This window comes from Actinomadura macrotermitis (assembly GCF_009604375.1).
In the GTDB taxonomy this organism is placed as follows: Bacteria; Actinomycetota; Actinomycetes; order Streptosporangiales; family Streptosporangiaceae; genus Spirillospora; species Spirillospora macrotermitis.
This window is the reverse complement of the sequence record NZ_WEGH01000005.1, coordinates 534,230-551,051: the sequence shown is the minus strand read 5'-3', so window position 1 is coordinate 551,051 and position 16,822 is coordinate 534,230. Positions and strand designations below refer to the sequence as shown.

15 protein-coding genes are annotated in these 16,822 nt (G+C 76.0%); 9 read left to right on the top strand and 6 right to left on the bottom strand.

Annotated features, from left to right (window positions below; genetic code table 11):
* Positions 1–57: 57 nt before the first annotated feature.
* Both ACRB68_RS35355 and ACRB68_RS35350 read left to right on the top strand, forming a co-directional pair.
* Positions 58–258 carry a DUF3040 domain-containing protein gene (locus ACRB68_RS35355; RefSeq protein WP_153540316.1) on the top strand — a complete coding sequence of 67 codons (201 nt, stop codon included), beginning with the start codon at positions 58–60 and terminating at the stop codon, positions 256–258.
* 454 nt (positions 259–712) lie between these two features.
* Positions 713–1,231 carry an ATP-binding protein gene (locus ACRB68_RS35350; protein WP_153540314.1) on the top strand — a complete coding sequence of 173 codons (519 nt, stop codon included), beginning with the start codon at positions 713–715 and terminating at the stop codon, positions 1,229–1,231.
* Here the strand turns inward: ACRB68_RS35350 and ACRB68_RS35345 are convergent.
* Positions 1,228–4,158, bottom strand: a complete 2,931-nt coding sequence (locus ACRB68_RS35345) for a hypothetical protein (RefSeq protein ID WP_153540312.1) — start codon at positions 4,156–4,158, stop codon at positions 1,228–1,230. The two genes, ACRB68_RS35350 and ACRB68_RS35345, sit on opposite strands and share 4 nt — an antisense overlap.
* 121 nt (positions 4,159–4,279) lie before the next feature.
* On the opposite strand from ACRB68_RS35345, the gene ACRB68_RS35340 reads away from it, so the two are divergent.
* Positions 4,280–5,245, top strand: a complete 966-nt coding sequence (locus ACRB68_RS35340) for an EamA family transporter (protein WP_153540310.1) — start codon at positions 4,280–4,282, stop codon at positions 5,243–5,245.
* A gap of 25 nt (positions 5,246–5,270) precedes the next feature.
* Here ACRB68_RS35340 and ACRB68_RS35335 read toward each other — a convergent pair whose 3' ends face one another.
* Both ACRB68_RS35335 and ACRB68_RS35330 read right to left on the bottom strand, forming a co-directional pair.
* Entirely contained in the window at positions 5,271–6,053 is a 783-nt protein-coding gene (locus ACRB68_RS35335; RefSeq protein ID WP_153540309.1) for an ABC transporter permease, read from the bottom strand.
* A gap of 43 nt (positions 6,054–6,096) precedes the next feature.
* Positions 6,097–7,056: an ATP-binding cassette domain-containing protein gene (locus ACRB68_RS35330; RefSeq protein ID WP_328595180.1), complete on the bottom strand. Its 960-nt coding sequence runs from the start codon at positions 7,054–7,056 to the stop codon at positions 6,097–6,099.
* Positions 7,057–7,155: 99 nt separating this feature from the next.
* Between ACRB68_RS35330 and ACRB68_RS35325 the strand changes: the two genes are divergently transcribed.
* From ACRB68_RS35325 to ACRB68_RS35310, 4 genes are all read left to right on the top strand, one after another.
* Positions 7,156–7,854 carry a TetR/AcrR family transcriptional regulator gene (locus ACRB68_RS35325; RefSeq protein ID WP_153540305.1) on the top strand — a complete coding sequence of 233 codons (699 nt, stop codon included), beginning with the start codon at positions 7,156–7,158 and terminating at the stop codon, positions 7,852–7,854.
* A gap of 92 nt (positions 7,855–7,946) precedes the next feature.
* The gene (locus ACRB68_RS35320) at positions 7,947–9,158 is read left to right on the top strand and encodes an AI-2E family transporter (RefSeq protein ID WP_153540303.1); all 1,212 of its coding nucleotides are present in this window, start codon (positions 7,947–7,949) and stop codon (positions 9,156–9,158) included.
* A gap of 187 nt (positions 9,159–9,345) precedes the next feature.
* A complete protein-coding gene (locus ACRB68_RS35315; RefSeq protein WP_153540302.1) occupies positions 9,346–10,296 on the top strand; it encodes an acyl-CoA desaturase in 951 nt (316 codons plus the stop codon).
* 70 nt (positions 10,297–10,366) lie between these two features.
* Positions 10,367–12,121 carry a fatty acyl-AMP ligase gene (locus tag ACRB68_RS35310; RefSeq protein WP_153540300.1) on the top strand — a complete coding sequence of 585 codons (1,755 nt, stop codon included), beginning with the start codon at positions 10,367–10,369 and terminating at the stop codon, positions 12,119–12,121.
* Between the two features lie 121 nt (positions 12,122–12,242).
* On the opposite strand, the gene ACRB68_RS35305 is transcribed toward ACRB68_RS35310, so the two are convergent.
* Together ACRB68_RS35305 and ACRB68_RS42285 are read right to left on the bottom strand one after the other, a co-directional pair.
* Complete coding sequence (locus tag ACRB68_RS35305; protein WP_153540298.1) at positions 12,243–13,262, bottom strand: alpha/beta hydrolase; 1,020 nt, start codon at positions 13,260–13,262, stop codon at positions 12,243–12,245.
* A gap of 118 nt (positions 13,263–13,380) precedes the next feature.
* Positions 13,381–14,160, bottom strand: coding sequence for a TetR/AcrR family transcriptional regulator (locus ACRB68_RS42285; protein ID WP_153540296.1), 780 nt, complete (start codon positions 14,158–14,160; stop codon positions 13,381–13,383).
* A 111-nt stretch (positions 14,161–14,271) separates the two neighbouring features.
* Here ACRB68_RS42285 and ACRB68_RS35295 point away from each other — a divergent pair, with 111 nt between their 5' ends.
* Complete coding sequence (locus ACRB68_RS35295; RefSeq protein ID WP_153540294.1) at positions 14,272–14,946, top strand: phosphatase PAP2 family protein; 675 nt, start codon at positions 14,272–14,274, stop codon at positions 14,944–14,946.
* Between the two features lie 47 nt (positions 14,947–14,993).
* Here the strand turns inward: ACRB68_RS35295 and ACRB68_RS35290 are convergent, their stop codons facing one another.
* Positions 14,994–15,764 (bottom strand): alpha/beta fold hydrolase, encoded by a 771-nt coding sequence (locus ACRB68_RS35290; RefSeq protein ID WP_153540292.1) that lies wholly within the window; start codon positions 15,762–15,764, stop codon positions 14,994–14,996.
* 82 nt (positions 15,765–15,846) lie between these two features.
* Between ACRB68_RS35290 and ACRB68_RS35285 the strand changes: the two genes are divergently transcribed.
* Entirely contained in the window at positions 15,847–16,803 is a 957-nt protein-coding gene (locus ACRB68_RS35285) for a helix-turn-helix transcriptional regulator (RefSeq protein WP_328595179.1), read from the top strand.
* Positions 16,804–16,822 lie beyond the last annotated feature (19 nt).

The following is a 16,822-nucleotide window of genomic DNA, read 5'->3' as shown; positions in this document are numbered from 1 at the left end:
CCACCCCGCCACGGGGCACAACCAGAGCACTTCACCGCCCCCGGAGGGAACACGCCCATGGCGCTGTCGACGCAGGAGCGCAGGCTCCTCGCCGAGATCGAACAACGGCTCCGCCACGACGACCCGCGCCTGGCCCGCCGCCTGGCCCGACACGGCCGCCGGCCACGACGCCGCACCCGCCTGCTGGCCGCCGCGCTCGTGGCCGTCCTCGGCGTGGCCACCGCACTGATGTCGGCCATCGCCACCGTCTTCGGCTGACACCCGGCCCCCCGCGGGCCGCCGACCACCCCCGGCCGGCCCCGGGAAAGCCGAAAGGCCCCGGCGAGACCAGAACCTGGTCTCGCCGGGGCCTTCGGCGTCAAGCCGGTGTGGCGGTCGCCTCACGGCGAAAAGCACAACGAGGCTCCAGCACGGGCCGCAAGGACCCGACGGTATTCCACGAAGGCCGTTATTAGAGCCCGGGGGACACAATCCACACCGACGCCCTCCACTGTAACGGCAACCAGGCCATGCCCGGCCCACCCACCCTCAGGTCACGCCGATGTCGTGGCCGTGCGGTACCGGCCTCACCCCGCGGTGAGGGTTCGCCCGCGCCCGTGCACCGCCGCCCGCGACGGAGCGTCCCCCATGCGGACACCCGGAGCGCACGGCGCGCCCGGGACCCTCCACACCGCACCGCGCACCAGCGGGCCAAGCCAAGGAGTCGGGGACGATGAGCAGCAACGGGACCGGAATCGACGCACGCACCAGTGAACACACCGGCCCGGCCCGCGGGCCGGCCCCTCAGCCCTGCGCGTCTCAGCCCTGCGCGTCCTGGGAACTGCCCGACGACGCCCGCGCCGCCTCCCGCGCCCGCGCCCTCACCCGCGCCGCCCTGCGCGCCTGGCACCTCACCGGACCCGGCACCAACGGCGACACCAGCGACACCGACGACATCGTCCTCATGGTCGACGAACTGGTCACCAACGCCGTCGTGCACGGCACCGGCCCCGTCCGGCTCCGGCTGCGCCTGACCGGCGCCCGCCTCACCGCCGAGATCACCGACGCCGGCGCCGGCGCGCCCTGCGTCCCCGGCCCCGCGCCCGCCCTGCTGGACTGGGCCGAGGCCGGCCGCGGCCTGCTGCTGGTGGCCGCCCTCGCCGACGCCCACGGCGCCCACCCCACCGCCACCGGCACCACCGCCTGGTTCACCCGCACCCTGCACGGCGGCGCGAACGGCGCGGGCGGCTAGGGGCCCGACAGCTCCGCGGCCACGCCGGCGAAGTCCGCGCCGCTCAGCGTCAGCGTCCCCGCGCTGCCGATCGCCTGCGTCGCCTCGGCCCGCCCCAGCTGACGGGTCGCCGCCCGGTCCAGGTAGGCCTCGATCAGCCGCGCGCCCGTCAGCCGCCCCCGCCCGCGCAGGCCCGGCAGCTCGCGCCGCACCACCTCCCAGGCGTCGGCGGCCAGCCGCAGCCGCCGCTCCTCGGCCAGCAGCCCGAGCAGCCCCTCGCGCACCCGCGCCTCGCCCAGGTCCGGCAGCCGCACCGCCCGCAGATCGGTCAGCAGCTCCGGCGACGCCGCCGACAGCTCCCCGACCCGCTCGGGCGCGCACGTGGCCAAAAGGGCGGTGTCGCTCACCCCCTCCAGCCGCGCCCGGTACAGCGCCGCCGCGTACGCGCGGCCCTGCGAGGTGTCCAGGATCAGCTCGTCCAGGCCGTCCAGCAGCAGCGCGTGCCCGGCGTGCTCGTCCAGCGCCGCCCGCAGCCCCTCGGGTCCGGCGTCGCGCAGGTCCTCGGCGTGCACCGTGCGCACCTGCCCGCTGGACACCTCCACCTCCGCCAGCGCCCGCCCCACCATCCGCGCCAGCCGCCGCTGACCGCTGGAGGGGCCGCCGATCAGCAGCAGCGCCGGCACCGACGCGCTCGACACCTCCTGCCCGCGCAGCCGCGCCGCCCACTTGCCGCGCCGCCGCACCTCGGTCACCACCCGCTCGATGTCGTCGGCGCCGCACAGGAACCGGATCCCGTAGGCCTGCACGACCTGCGGGCCGGTCTGCGGATCGGGGGCCGCCGGCGCGGGCGGCGGCGGCTCCGACACCGGCGCCGGAGGCGGCGGCAGATTCGACGGCAGATCCGAAGACACCGCGGGCGCGCCCGGCCACGAGGACGGCCCGCCCCGGTCCAGCTGCGTGTGCGCCGGACCCGGATCGAACTGCGTCGCCGACGCGTCACCCGGCCACGTCCCCGGCCCCTCCCGCACCGGCCCCTCCCGCACCGGCGCCGCCGAAGCCGGCGGCGGGGGCGGTGGTGGCGGCGGGGCGGGCACGTCGTCGGCGCCCGGCCACACCGGCGCGGTCGGCGGCGCCGGCGGCACCCCCGCCGCCGCGGGCGGCACCGGCGCACCCTGCGCGAACCCGTGCGCCCCCTGCGCATCCGGCCGGCCCGGCTGGCCCGGCCAGGCGGGACGGTCCTGCCGGCGCGGCTCGTCGGGCAGCGGCGGGGGAGGAGGCGGCGCGATCCGCGGCGGCGCCCCCGCCTCACCCTCCGGCCCCGAGCCCTGCTGCTCGAAACCCTGCTGCCCGAACCCGACCGGTCCGTGCCCGGCGGCCGGGTCGGCCTGCGGGCCCGGCGGCGGCTCGGGCGCCGACGGCGGCGGCGCCGGCGCGACCGCGGGCGGCGGCTCGGGCGGCGCCGGGGGCACCGGCGCGACCGGCTCGTCGGGCACCGGCGCCCCGGTCCGCTCGGCCGCCAGATGCGCCCGCGCCGCCGAGATGATGTCCCAGGCGCTCAGCTCGTCGGTCGAGGGCGGGCTGTAGATCGCCGGGCTGGTCAGCTCCGCCGCGACCGCCTGCGGCACCACGAACCCCGTCGCCGGCGGCGCCACCTGCGCCAGCCGGCACCACGTCAGCCCGATGCTGTAGGTGGTGGCCAGCAGTTCGGCCAGCAGCCCGGCGTCCTGGCTGCGCAGCGCCTCGGGCAGCCGCCCGTCGCGCGGCCACAGCGTGCGCAGCGGATGCGCCGGATCGCCCAGCACCGCCTGCAGCACGCGCGCGCTGTCGGGGTCCAGCCACCGCTGCAGCGCCGGCAGCACCCCCGGCGCGGCCTGCAGGTCGGCCGCCAGCACCGCCAGGCCCGCGTGCCGCACCCGGTCATGGCCGCGGCCGGCCGCCGCGCCGGGCGCCGCCGGCGCCGCCGGGCCCGACAATCCGGCCACGATCTGCTGCAGGTCGTACAGCGCCAGCCGCAGGTACTCGCCCGGCGCGGTGTCGCGCACCATCGGCGTGGCGAACTCCGGCGGGCAGCGCCGCCGCCACTCCTGCAAGATCGCCGCCGGGCCGTAGCGGGCCGTGGCCAGGTCCTGCTGGACGTAGCGCAGCGACATCCCCGTCACCGCCGCCAGCGCGTCGGCGCCCGGCCGGAACCGCGCGTCGCCCTGCAGCCCCGAGGCGACCTCGTACATCACCCGCGCCAGGTGCGCGGCGCCCGCGCCGTCGCCGGCGCCCAGCCGGGAGAAGTAGTAGCCGGCCAGGGTGGAGAAGTCCGGCGGCATCATCCAGTGCAGCCGCTCGGCCGGGGTGGTCAGGTAGTAGGTGAACGACTCGATCAGCGGGTGCTCGGTGAGGGCCACCGGCGACCCCGCGCACCACAGCAGCGCGCCCCACGCCGCCGCCACCGTCGAGGGCGTCCCGGCCTGGAACATCGGGTCCTGCTGGGCGAACTGCGCCGGGTTCACCGCCAGCGCCGTCGTCAGGGCCTGGGAGATGCGCGCGACGACCGCGGTGTCGGGCAGCGGGCCCAGGAACCCGGTGGAGGCCATCCGGCCGGCCGCAAGGTCGGGGCCGGTGGGGTACAGCTGCGGCGGCACCGGGGGCGTGCCGGCCCCGCGCGGCGCCGGCTGCGCCGCCGCCCGGCCCGCCGGGTCGGCCGGCGGCGGGCAGGGGTGCCAGCTGCCGTCCAGCCCGCACCGGTACCAGCGGCCCCAGGCCCCGAACAGCCACCACTCGCCCGCGCCCCACAGCATCCGCGCCGCGATGTGCGCCGCGCGGTCCTGCGGCGACGCGCCCTGCCACCAGGGCGAGGCCACCAGCTCCCGCACGTTGCCCTCGACCGCCGTGAAGAGATCTCCGGCCGCCCCGCCTCCGCTTGCGCCGAGTCCCGCCCCGGCCGCCTGCCAGCTCACCCCGCGAATAGTAGTCCCGTCCGCGGCCGCGCCCCGCATTCCGATGATCTCCCACCCTCGACCCGTAAGGAGCGTTATGTCAGGATGCTCCTGAATCGACGGGACGGCGGGGGAGAAGCGCATGGCAACCGGCACCGCGGCGCGCACCCGCACCCACGGACTGGTCCTGGCGGTGCTGTCGTCGGTGTGCTTCGGCGCCTCGGGCCCCTTCGGCAAGGCCCTGATCGAGGCCGGCCTCACCCCGCTGCAGGCCACCTGGCTGCGCATCGCCGGCGCCGCGCTGGTCCTGCTCCCGCTCGCCGCGCTGCTGCGCGGCCCCGCCGCCGCCCGCGCCGCCCGCCCCCACCTGCCCCGCCTGGCCCTGTACGGGATGACCGGCGTCGCCGGCGCGCAGGCCTGCTACTTCGTCGCCGCCTCCCGGCTGCCGGTCGGGGTGGCCATCCTGCTGGAGTTCACCGGCCCGGTCCTGGTGCTGGCCTGGGCCCGCCTGGTGCGCCGCGTCCGGGTCCGCCGCAGCGCCGTGCTCGGCGTCGCGATCGCCCTGATCGGCCTGGCCCTGGTCGTGCGGATCGGGTCGGGCCTGCGCCTGGACGCCCTCGGCCTGGCCGCCGGCGCCGGCTCGGCCGCCTGCGCGGCCACCTACTTCGTCATCGCCGACCACCTCGCCGGCCGGCTGGACCCCCTGGTCACCAGCACCGCCGGCATCCTGGTCGCCGCCCTGGCCCTCACCCTGCCCGCCGCGCCCTGGGCGCTGCACTGGGAGGTGCTGACCGCCGCCGTCGCCGTCGGCGGGCACACCGCGCCCGGCTGGCTGCTGGTCGCCTGGCTCGCCGTGGTCTGCACCGTGGTGGCCTACCTGACCGGCGTCGCCGGCGTGCAGCGCCTGTCGGCCGAGGCCGCCGGCGCCGTCTGCTACACCGAGGCCGTCGCCGCCACCCTCATCGCCTGGGCCGTGCTCGGCGAGCACCTGGCCCCGGTCCAGATCGCCGGCGGCGTCACCGTCCTGGCCGGCGCCTACATCGCCCAGCGCGCCCTGGCCGCCCGCCCCCGCGCCGCCGCCGACCCCGTGCCCACCCTCGTCCCCTGACGCCCCGGCCGCAGGCGCCCCGGCCTCAGGCGTTCTCGCGGCGGAACCGGCGCACCCCGAGCGCCACCGACCCCGCCACCAGCACCGCCGTCACCGCCGCGCCCTCGGCCACCGCCGCCGACGCCACGTCCCCTGCGAACGCCGCCCGCGCCGCGTCCACCACGTACCGCAGCGGCGTGCACCGCGACACCGCGTCCAGCCAGCCCGGCGCCATCCCCATCGGCAGCAGGATCCCCGCCAGCAGCATCAGCGGCAGCGTCACCGACGACAGCAGCGGCGCGAACGCGTCCTCGCTGCGCGTGGCCAGCGCCAGCACGTACGACACCGCCGCGATCGCCACCGCCAGGCCCGTCACCAGCGCCAGCCCCACCGCGATCCCGGCCACCGGCGCCCGCAGCCCGAGCGCCAGCCCCGCCGCCAGCAGCATCACCGCCTGCACGCCGAGCACGACCGCGTCGCGCAGCACCCGCCCGAGCAGCAGCGCGACCCGGCTGACCGGCGTCACCCGCAGCCGCTCCACCACCCCCGACCGCAGGTCCGCGATCAGCCCGAACCCGGCGAACCCCGCCCCGAACAGCACCAGCTGCACCAGCACCCCCGGCACGAACACCCGCCAGGCCGCACCCCCGGACCCGCCGGAACCCGCGCCGAACCCCTGCGCGCCGCTGACGCGCATCAGCAGCGGCCCGAACAGCAGCAGGTACAGCAATGGCTGCACCGCGCCGAACACCACCGCCACCTTGCTGCGCAGCGTCTGCCGCAGGCACCGCTGGAAGATCAGGAACGTGTCGTGGACGATCTGGGACATGCTCATCGGCTCCTTGGTCGGTCGGCTTGGCCGGTCGGCGGGTTCAGGCGGCATCGCGCAGCGAGCGGCCGGTGACGGTGAGGAAGACGTCGTCCAGGGTCGGCCGCGACAGCCGCAGCGACGCCAGCTCCACCCCGGCGCCGTCCAGCGCGCGCACCACGGCCGCCACCGCCCGGTCGCCGTCCTCGACGCTCAGCCGCACCCCGCCCGCCGCGACCACCGCCTCGCGCACCTGCGGCAGCCCCGCCAGCGCCGCGCGCGTCTTGTCCAGGACCGCCTCCGGGCCCCCCGGGCCCGCCGGCTCCAGGACCAGCACGTCGCCGGCGACGCGGCGCTTCAGCTCGGCCGGCGAGCCGGCCGCCACGATCCGCCCCCGGTCGATGATCAGGACCCGGTCGCATAGGGCGTCGGCCTCCTCCAGGTAGTGCGTGGTGAGGAAGACCGTGGTGCCCTCGCGCTCGCGCAGGCCCCGCACGTGCTCCCACAGATCGCTGCGGCTCTGGGGGTCCAGGCCGGCGGTCGGCTCGTCCAGGAACACCAGCGGCGGCGCGTGCACCAGCCCGAGCGCCAGGTCCAGCCGCCGCCGCTGCCCGCCCGACAGCGCCCCCGCCGGCCGCCCGGCCAGGTCGGTCAGGCCGAACCGCTCCAGCAGGCCCGCGACCCGCCCCGCCCGGCCGGCGACCCCGTACAGGCGCGCCTGCAGGTCCAGCTCCTCGGCGACCGGGACGCCCGGGTCGGTGCCGCCGCCCTGCGCCACGTACCCGATGCGCCGCCGCACGCCCGCCGGGTCGCCGCGCAGGTCGTGCCCGGCGACGCGCGCCCGGCCCGCCGTCGGCGCCAGCAGCGTCGTCAGCATCCGCAGCGTGGTCGACTTGCCCGCGCCGTTGGGGCCGAGGAACCCCACGATCTCGCCGGCCGCCACGTCCAGGTCGACGCCGCGCACCGCCTCGACGTCGCCGCGCTTGGTGGTGAAGGTGCGGGCCAGCCCGCTCGCCTCGATCACTGCCTGCCTCCGGTTGTCAGGGGGAACGTCGCTAGAGTAACCACAATTTTGAAGTGACACCAAGTTTTAAGCGACACCAATCCGGCTAGGATCGCAGGCATGGAGGAACTGGGGCTGCGCGAGCGCAAGAAGCGCGAGACCCGCCGGCGCATCGCCGACATCGCCACCGGGCTGTTCCTGATGCGCGGCTTCGACGCCGTCACCATCGCCGACGTCGCCCGCGCCGCCGACGTGTCGGTCAACACCGTCTTCAACTACTTCCGCACCAAGGAAGAGCTGTTCTTCGACCGCCAGGCCGACATCATCGAGCAGGCCGCCCGCGACTTCGCCGCCCGCCGCCCCGGCGAGTCGGCCCTGGCGCTGTTCCGCCGCCGCTTCTTCGAGGGCCTGGACGCCGGCGCCTACCAGACCGGCTTCCACGAGGGCGCCGAGGCCTGGGTGGCGACCGTCCAGGCCAGCCCCTCCCTGGTCGCCTACCAGCGCGAGATCGGCCAGCGCGCCCAGGACCGGCTCGCCGAGATCCTGGCCGAGGAGACCGGCGCCGGCCCCGACGACATCACCCCCCGCGCCGTCGCCGCCATGATCATGACGGCGCAGGGGACGCTGGTCGCCCAGGCCGTGCAGCGCAAGCTCGCGGGGGAGTCGCTGGAGGAGATGCGCGCCGACGTCTACGCCGCCGCCGCCCGCGTCTTCGACCTGCTCGAAGGCGGCATCGGCGACTACGCCGTCAAACCCCCCGACGGTGACGGCGACGACAGCGGCGATGACAGCGGTGACGGCGGCGAGGCCGCGGGCTGACCCGGCCGCCCGCCTGAAGACTCGGCAAAACCTGGCCCGCCACCCCGGCGGGCGGCCCGGCCGCACCCGGCACGCCTTCTAGCGTTGCGGCCATGCCGCAGACACCCGGCGACGCCACCGGCGATGACACCGGCGACGGCCCCGGCACGCCGCCGGCCGGCGACCCGGCCCCCGGGCCCGCGGACAGGCCCACAGGCAGAGTCGCGGACGGGCCCCGGCGGATGCCGCCCTGGCTGCCCCGCGCCTTCGTGCTCGCCGGCGCCGTCGTCATGCTGTTCGTCGCGGGCCTGTGGCTCCTGGAGCGTCTGCGCGGCCTGCTGCTGCTCCTGGTCGCCTCGCTGTTCGTGTCCATGGCCATCGAACCGGCGGTGAACCGCCTGGCCGCCCGCGGCATGCGCCGCGGCCTGGCCACCGGCCTGGTCATGCTGCTGCTCGCCGCCGCCGCGGCGGCCTTCACCGGCGTCCTCGGCTCCCTGCTGATCACCCAGACCACCCACCTGGTCGACGGCCTGCCCGGCTACCTCGACCAGGTCATCGACCAGATCAACACCGCCTTCGGCGCGCACCTGTCCACCTCCGGCCTGCTGGCCCGCCTGCCCGCCCTCACCGGCACGCTGTCACGCCACCTGACCGGCCTGGCCGGCGGCGTGTGGGGCATCGGCGCCACCGCCGCCGGCCTGCTGTTCCAGGCCCTCGGCATGCTGCTGTTCACCTTCTACCTGTCGGCGCAGGGCCCCCAGCTCCGCCGCACGGTGTGCTCGGTGCTGCCGCCCGCCCGCCAGCGCCTGGTCCTGCGCGCCTGGCAGATCGCCCTGGACAAGACCGGCGGCTACATCTACTCGCGCGCCCTGCTCGCCCTGGCCTCCACCCTGGCCCACTACCTGGCCCTCACCCTGCTGGGCGTCCCCTACGCCCTCACCCTGGCCCTGTGGGTGGGCGTGGTCTCCCAGTTCATCCCCACCGTCGGCACCTACCTGGCCGGCGCCGTCCCCGTCCTGGTCGCCCTGGCGGCCGGCCCCGCCACCGCACTGTGGACGCTGCTGTTCATCGTCGCCTACCAGCAGTTCGAGAACTACGTCCTGCAGCCGCGCATCACCGCCCGCACCCTGGACATGCACCCCGCCGTCGCGTTCGCGCTGGTCCTGGCCGGCGCCGCCGTCCTCGGCCCCCTCGGCGCCCTGCTCGCCCTGCCCGCCGGCGCCGGGATCCAGGCCTTCGCCGGCGCCTACGTCCACCGCTACACCGTCGAGGACCACCCCCTCACCGCCCCCGACCCGCCCCGCCGGCGCCGCCGCGCCCGGTGACACTCCCGCGGCGCCGCCCGCCTGCGCGCACGCCGCGCAGTTGTCAACGCGCTTCACACCCGGCGCACCAACCAGTGTGCCCGGAGCCAAGACCGCCCCCGCGGGGGGACCGTACGGTCGTGGCCACATCACGGCGCGCCGCACCCCAGGCCGCCCCTCGCGAACGCGTCCTCCCAAGGAGCCCCCTATGACCACGGGCGTCGCCGAGGCGGGCAGCCGAGCCCCGCTCCCCGACATCTCCCCCAAACCCGTTCCCTTCATCGAACGGGCCAGCGTCGTCGTGTTCGTCCTCGCCCCCATCGCCGGCGTCGCCGCCGCCGTGCCCTTCTTCTGGGGCTGGGGCCTCGGCTGGACCGACGTGGCGATCTTCGCGCTGCTGTACCCGTTCAACGCCCTCGGCATCACCGTCGGCTACCACCGCCTGTTCACCCACGGCGGCTTCAAGGCCAAGCGCTGGGTGCGCATCGCGCTGGCGATCCTGGGCGGCCAGGCCTGGCAGGGCTCGGTGGTGTTCTGGGTCGCCGACCACCGCCGCCACCACAAGTACGCCGACCAGGAGGGCGACCCCCACTCGCCCTGGGCCTACGGCCCCGGCGTGTGGGGCCTGACCAAGGGCCTGTTCCACGCCCACATGGGCTGGCTGTTCCGCAAGGAGCGCACCTCGCGCACCAAGTACGCCCCCGACCTGCTGAACGACCCCGACCTGCGCTTCATGGGCCGCAACGACGTCTACGTCCTCATCGCCGCCTCCACCCTGCTGGTCCCCATGGGCCTCGGCGCCCTGCTCACCTGGTCCTGGCACGGCGCGGTCACCGCCCTGTTCTGGGCCGGGCTGCTGCGGGTGTTCGCCGGCGACCACATCACCTTCTCCATCAACTCCATCTGCCACGTGTTCGGCAAGGAGGACTTCAAGACCCGCGACCACTCGCGCAACGTGTGGTGGCTGGCCATCCCCTCCTTCGGCGAGTCCTGGCACAACCTGCACCACGCCGACCCCACCTGCGCCCGCCACGGCGTCCTGAAGGGCCAGATCGACATCAGCGCCCGCGTCATCTGGCTGATGGAGAAGGCCGGCTGGGTGTGGGACGTGCGCTGGCCCGACCCCCAGCGCCTGGCCGCCCGCCGCGCCAACCCCTGACCCCCGCACACCCCGCCCGCGCCTCTCCGCGCCCAACGGCAGCCTCACCGAACGAACCGGAGCCCCCTCCATGACGACCCCGCAGGACCTGGACCGCACCCCGCTCGTCCACCGCCTCGCCCGCTGGGCCGAGCTCTACCCCGGCGACCGCGCCTACACCTACATGGACTACGGCGACGACCCCGCCGGCGTCGCCGTCGACATCACCTGGGGCGAGCTGGACGCCCGCGCCCGCGCCACCGCCGCCGCCCTGCGCGACGTCACCGCCGCCGGCGAGCGCGCCGCGATCCTGGCCCCCCAGAACCTGGACTACGTCGTGGCCTTCCTCGGCTGCATGTACGCCCGCGTCATCGCCGTCCCGCTGTTCTCCCCCGACCTGCCCGGCCACGCCGACCGGCTGCAGGCCGTCTACGACGACGCCGAACCCGCCTGCGTCATCACCACCACGCCCTCCCTCGGCCACGTCGAGGACTTCCTCAACACCAACACCCTGCCCCGCCCCAAGCAGATCCTGGCCGTCGACACCCTGGACACCTCCCGCACCTGGGAGGACGAGCCGATCGAGGCCGACGACCTGGCCTACCTGCAGTACACCTCCGGCTCCACCCGCGTCCCGGCCGGCGTCATGGTCACCCACGGCAACATCGCCGTCAACGCCGAGCAGTGCTGGGGCACCTTCGACGGCATCCCCCGGGTCTCCACCGGCGTCAACTGGCTGCCGCTGTTCCACGACATGGGCCTGGTCACCGCCGTCGCGCTGCCGCTGGCCTACGCCAGCCCCGCCGTGCTGATGGACCCCGTCGCGTTCATCATGCGCCCCACCCGCTGGCTGGAACTGCTCAGCAAGCAGTCCCACGCCTTCACCTGCGCCCCCAACTTCGCCTACGAGTACCTGTCCACCAAGGTCAGCGACGAGGAGAAGGCCGGCCTGGACCTGTCGGGTGTCCAGGTGTTCATGAACGGCGCCGAGACCATCCGCGAGGACACCCTCACCCGCTACCTGGACGCCTACCGCCCCCACGGCCTGCGCCCCGAGGTCCAGGTCCCCGCCTACGGCCTGGCCGAGGCCACCGTCTACGTCTGCTCCTCCTCCCGCTACAAGATCCCCACCGTGCACGCCTTCGACCGCGACGCCCTCGGCGCCGGCCGCGCCGTGCCCGTCGACCGCGACCACGAGCGCGCCACCGTCATGGTCGGCTGCGGCACCCCCTACGGCCAGCACCTGGCCATCGCCGACCCCGAGACCGGCCGCCGCCTGCCCGACGGGCAGGTCGGCGAGATCTGGATCCACGGCCCCAACGTCACCGCCGGCTACTGGAACCGCCCGGCCGAGACCGCCGCCACCTTCGGCGGCGTCCTTTCCGGCGACCGCGGCGACCTGCCCGAAGGGCCCTGGCTGCGCAGCGGCGACCTGGGCGTGTGGTACGACGGCGAGCTCTACGTCACCGGCCGCATCAAGGACCTGGTCATCATCGACGGCCGCAACCACTACCCCCAGGACATCGAGCACACCGCCTACCACGCCCACGAAGGCGTGCGCCGCGAGCTGGTCGCCGCGTTCGCCGTCCCCGGCGAGGAGACCGAGAACCTGGTCGTGGTCGCCGAACGCAACCGCCGCGTCCCCATCCGCCGCCTGGACCCGGACGAGATCGCCGCCGCCGTCCGCGGCGCCGTCAACCACCACCACGACGTGCGCGTGCACGACTTCGTCCTCATCGAGCCCGGCGGCCTGCCCCGCACCAGCAGCGGCAAGGTCTCGCGCACCGCCTGCCGCGCCGCCTACCTGAACGGCGCCCTGCCCGTCACCGTCATCGAGGACGAGTGACGGCCGCCGCCGCCAGGTGACAAAAGCCGCGGCCCGGCACCGAAGTCATAGGGGGCTACGGTGCCGGGCCGCTTCCACGCCCGGATGCTGCACGGGTACTACACGGATGCCGCAGGGGCGCTCAGGCGCCGATCGAGCGCATCAGCGTCGGCCAGATGAAGGTGGCCTCACGCCGCCACGCCGGCCAGTTGTGCCGGCCGTCGCCGTAGATGTGCGCGGTGTAGGGGACCTTCAGCTCGTCCAGCCGCTTCTGGAAGTCCTTGTTGTTCTGCCCGATCGCGATCTCGCTGAGCAGCCCGATGTCCCACGGCGCCACGTCCGGGTCGCCCGGCCCGGGCCGGCCCGTCGTCCCGGCCGAGAAGAACACCCCGGTCCCGCGCAGCTTGTCGGCCAGCGCCGCCGGGTCGTGCGCCGCCCAGTTGGCGTCGTCGAACCGCGGGATGCCCCAGATCGCGTACGGGTCCTGGCCGTTGCCGGCGTTGGTGAACATCAGCATCGCCGGGATGCCCGGCGAGCGCATCGACAAGATCCCGCTCAGCGACGCCACGTAGCGGAACAGCCCCGGGTGCCGCGCTGCGTAGCTGAGCGCGCCCTGCGCGCCCGAGGAGTTGCCGATCGCCGCCCGCGCCCCGCCCGCCCGGTAGTTGCGCTCGATCAGCTGGCGCACCTCGGAGGTGTGGAAGGTCTCCCACTTGGGCGTGCCGCCCTTGCCGTAGTTGTACCAGTCGGCGTAGGAGCCGTTGGCGGCCTCGGGCATCACCACGATGGCGTTGTACTTGGCCGCCCACGCCTCGATGTCGGTGTTGCGGGTCCAGGAGGTGTAGTCGTCCTGGCCGCCGTGGAAGGCGTACAGCACCGGGTAGGTGGCGCTGCCCCCGGCCTGCCAGGAGGCGGGCAGCAGCACCCGCGTCTTGACCGACTTGCCGAGCGCGGGGGAGGAGATGGTGAGGTCGACCTCGTTGCCCGCGACCCGCGTGGTGGCGGTGATCTGCGCGCCGTCGTCGGCCTTCAGGCCCGGCCCGGCCGCCTGGGCGGCGCCCCCGACCCCGCCGAGCCCGGCGACCGTGACCGTGCCGATCGCCCCGGCGGCCAGCGAACGACGCCACCGCACGCGCGGGCGGGAGGGGACCGAGACTGTCATGGCACTCCTAGGCGGCGGTGCGCGGCCCGGGCGGCCGCACGGCTGGACGCAGAGTGTCCTCGCCCCGCCCGCCGATGATCTATGGGCGGGGATGACAAGAAAAACCGGCCGTTTTGTCCTAGGGTGAGCCCGGCGCGTCCCGGTGGCCGAGGAACCGGGCCAGCTGCGCCACCATCGGCCGGTCGAAGGTGCCCGCCACCGACCGCACCAGCGCCCCGAACGGCGACCCGGCCGGCTCGACCTCCAGCAGCCACGCCACCCGCCCGGCGGCCTGGGCGTCCAGCGCCGCCGCGCCCACCAGCATCGTGGCGAACTGCGCCGCCAGCAGCCGCTCCAGCACCGGCCGCGGCGGGGTGCGGGTGCGCAGCCACTCCGCGCCGGCCCACTCCACCCCCGCCACCCACGAGCGCACCGTGGTGCGCAGCGGCGCGCCCGGCTCGCTCACCTGCAGCGCCCGGCAGGTCATCTCCTCGGCCGCCGCCCGCACCCGCCGCACCGCCGCCAGCGCCGCCTCCGGCGCCCGCGCGCCGCCCCGGCCCAGCAGCCCGGCGTACCCGGCCTCGTACTGCTCCAGGAAGTCCAGGTACAGCGCCAGCCGCGTCGCCATCAGCACCGACGGCGGCACCGGCCGCGGCCCCTGGCCGGCCTGCTCCAGCCGCTCCACCAGCGCCGCCGCGACCCGCTGCGCCGCCGCCCCGTACAGCTCCTGCTTGCCCTCGAAGTAGCGGTACATCGACGAGCGCGAGGTGCCCGCCGCCGCCGCGACGTCGTCGATCGACACCTCCGGCTCGGGCCGCCGCCCGAACACCTCGACCGCCGCCTCGATGATCTGGTCGCGGCGCCGGTCCGCCGGCAGCCGCCGGAACGCCGGCCGCTTGCGGCTCACCGGAGGCTCCATGGCCGTCATGCTAAGCCCCCCGCCACCGGCCCGTGGGGGGATATGAGGTAGATCCGCCCTGGACCGCCGCCTCCCGCCTCCCGCCCCGCCGGTCCGGCAGGATCGGCAGGCATGCGGCTGCTGCGACCCCGGGACGCGCGCCGCCCCGCCATGACCCGGCCCGCGGCCGCGATCGCCGCCGCGGCCGCCGCCGTGTTCACCGCGCTGGTCACCCTGGACGTCCTGATCGGCGGCCCGCTGCGCCACCTGGACGGCCAGACCTTCGCCGGCGGCCTGCCACCGCGCACCGGCGCCCGGCACTGGTTCTGGCGCACCGTCGTCAACGGCGGCCAGTACTGGCTGGTCGGCGGGCTCGCCGCGCTCGCCGCGCTCCTGGCGGCCTGGCGCCGCCGCGACGCCTGGCTGCCGGTGCGCGCCGCGCTCTGGCTGGCCGCCACCGAGCTGGCCGTCCGCGCCGGCCAGCTGGCCACCGCCCGCACCCCGCCGCGCACCGGCCACGACCTGCTGTTCCAGGACGGCTACCTGTCCTACCCCTCCGGGCACGCCGCCAACGCCGCCGCCTGCCTGCCGGTCATCGCCCTGCTCACCGGCGCCGGCCGCGCCTGGACGATCGCCGCGCACGCCCTGGCGATCGGCGTCGCCGCCGCCACCGTCGCCCTCGGCTACCACTGGCCCACCGACGCCCTGGCCGGCTGGGCCCTCGGCGTCCTGTCGGCCGCCCTCGCCCGCCTGATCATCCCCGGCCGCCGCCGCGACCGCGCCGCCGAGGACCCGCCGGCCCCCTGACCGCGCCCGGACCCGCGCCGGACCCGCGCCGGCCGGTCACGCGCCGCTCAGCCGCCCGCCGCCGCCAGCTCCGCCAGCAGCGCGGCCAGCTCCACCGGCCGCGACAGCATCGGCCAGTGCCCGGTCGGCAGCTCGTGAAAGCTCCACTCCGGCCCGGTCATCGCGGCGAACACCGGGTTGCCGCTGGCCACCAGCTGCCGCACCAGCGGCGCGGGCATCGTGCACATGATCATGGACTTGGGGGTGGCGGGCACCGCCGCCGGCCGCTCCAGTGGCTGCGTCGCGGCCCCGGCCGGCTCGGGCGTGGCACGCTCGCGCAGCAGCGCCAGGTCCTGCGGCGCCAGCCCCGCCAGATCCGCCTCCGACAGCGTCCCGGGCCCCTCGCCCGCCGCCTCGAACGACGGCGCCGGCAGCCACCGGCCTCCACCCTGTTCGGCGATCTGCCTCAGCACCGCCTCGCGCGCCTCGCCCTGCAGGAAGTCGACCTGCGCCATCCCCGACGGCATCGGCGCGGTGTCGACGTAGACCACCCGCGCCAGCCGCCCGGCGATCCGGTCCGCCGCGCCCGTCACCGGCATGTTCGCGCCGCTGTGCCCGACCAGCACCACCTCCCGCAGGTCGTTGTCCTCCACCACCCGCACGATGTCGCCGACATGGGTGTCCACGTCCGTCTGCGGCGTCGCCTCGCCCGCCCGCTCGGCCAGCCCCGTCAGCGTCACCGCGTGCACCCGGTGCCCGTCCGCGCGCAGCTTCGCCGCGACCTGCTCCCACGCCCACGCGCCGAGCCAGAAACCGGGGACCAGTACGAAATCCGCCATCTCACATGCCTTCCTTGGAGGTCGATGGCTCCACCGTAGGATCAATACCGGACAGAACCCGCCCGGATTAAGACGGTGACCCGTGTCACACCCCACCACCCGCGTCCTGGCCATGCTGGAACTGCTGCAGGCCCACCACCGCATGACCGGGACCGAGCTGGCCCGCCGCCTGGGCGTGGACGAGCGCACCGTGCGCCGCTACGCCGCCCGCCTGGAGGACCTGGGCGTCCCCGTCGCCGCCGAACGCGGCCGCCACGGCGGCTACCGCCTCATGCCCGGCTACAAGCTGCCGCCGCTCATGCTCACCGACGAGGAGGCCACCGCCGTCGTCCTCGGCCTGCTGGCCGCGCGCCGCCTCGGCCTCACCACCGGAGCCGCCGCCGGCGACAGCGCCCTGGCCAAGATCCAGCGCGTGCTGCCCGCCGCGCTGCGCGACCGCGTCACCGCCCTGCAGCAGACCCTCGGCTTCACCCTGGCCGAACGCGACGGCGCCGCGCCCGCCACCGGCGCCCTGCTCACCCTCGCCGCCGCCGCCCACGCCCGCCGCCGCGTGCGCATGGGCTACCGCTCCTGGAAGGGCGAGGACAGCGTCCGCGACCTGGACCCCTACGGCCTGGTCTTCCACTCCGGCCGCTGGTACGTCACCGGCCACGACCACCGCCGCGACGAGGTCCGCACCTTCCGCATCGACCGCGTCACCACCGCCGAGCCCCGCGCCGAGACCTTCCAGGTCCCCGGCGGCCTGGACCCGGTCGGGCACGTCACCCGCTCACTGGCCGCCGTGCCCTACGCCCACGACGTCCAGGTCCTGCTGGAGACCGGCCTGGACCAGGTGCGCCGCCGCATCCCGCCCGCCCTCGGCACGCTCACCGAGACCGGCGACGGAGTGCTGCTCAACATCCGCGCCGAGAACCTGGACGGCGTCGCGAGCCTGCTGGCGGGCTTCGGCTGCCCGTTCACCGTGCACCGCCCCGACGAGCTGCGCGCCGCCGTGCACGCCCTGGCCGCGACCCTGCACGCCCAGGCCGACCGCCGCTGAGACCGCCGCCGAACCGCCG